Raw genomic sequence first — 1,066 nt, forward strand, 5'->3', positions numbered from 1 at the left:
GGCCTGGGCCGGTCCGGTGGCGGTGGGCCTTTCGCCCGAGGTGGCGGAAACCGGCGGCTGGATGCCGGAAGCGGCGGGGGCTGAATTCCCGGCCGGGCCAGACAGGCCAGACAGGCCAGACAGGCCAGGCAGGCAGGCCACGCAGGACAGGGGAGCCGGGCATGGGGCGCGTGCCGTGCGGTCCGGTTCGCTGGAGGCTCTGCTGGTGGCGGAAAACGCCTTGTGCCGCGCCCTGCCGGAAGAACACGCCTGCCGGGTGCTGGCCCTGCCCCTGAGCCGGGAAGAGAACGGGCGCGATGCCCCGCCCGCCACGGCGTTGGCCGCCCTGTTGCGCCATGGCGGCGATGCGGTGCGCGAGGCCGCGTTGCAGGCCTTGCGCCGCCATCGTTCGGGCGGTGGAAAGGGAGAAACCCGCATCCGCGAGGGCATCCGGCACGAGGGCTTGGACCGGGCCGCGCCGCCTGCGCCAGAAGACGCCGCCCCATTCCCTTCCGACGACGACGTGAGCTGACGCACAGCCCATGCGGGCCGTCGTCAGCGTTCGGGGCACGGTTTGCTGGATCAAGCCATGGCGGCGGGCCGTGGAGTCGGGCCTTGGAGTCGGGCCGTGGCGCCAGGTTGCGGCACCCTCAGCGGCGTCGGGCCGTGGCGACGTATTGTGTGCCGGACGTCCCGTCAGGCGGGGCGGCGTCAGCGGCTTCTGCCGCCCCCACCCTTGCCGCCGCGCCTGTCACTATGCGAGCCGGGACGAGAGCCGGGTCGGGAATCGGGGCGTTTGCCGTTGCGACCCTCATTCCGGTTGTCCTTACGCCCGTCATTGCCAGGCCCGCCCGGTCTGCCGTCGGTCTTGCCGCCCGACCTTTCTCCGTGGCCGCGCCGGTCGCGGCCCGCGTCATTCCCCCGATCCTCTCGTTGCTGCCTGCCGTGCCCGCCGGACCTCTCGCCGGGCCTGCCCCCGGATTTTCCTCCCGCCCTGTTCCCCGGTCCGTCCGGCGCACGGCCACCCGCAGCGGGCGGCAGGCCGAAGTCGGGTATCAGGATGCGGTGCTGGCGCAGCCGCGCGGCG

Annotated in this window: 1 protein-coding gene and 1 pseudogene; both read left to right on the top strand. The window is 73.6% G+C overall.

The features are described from left to right. A pseudogene (locus FVW27_RS16755) lies at positions 1–511 on the top strand (hypothetical protein); the annotation flags it as partial. Positions 512–867: 356 nt separating this feature from the next. Then, on the top strand, positions 868–1,066 hold a 199-nt coding region (locus FVW27_RS20680), incomplete at its 3' end, for a hypothetical protein (protein WP_208294860.1).

It is taken from the genome of Nitratidesulfovibrio liaohensis (assembly GCF_011682075.1).
GTDB classification, from domain to species: domain Bacteria; phylum Desulfobacterota; class Desulfovibrionia; order Desulfovibrionales; family Desulfovibrionaceae; genus Cupidesulfovibrio; species Cupidesulfovibrio liaohensis.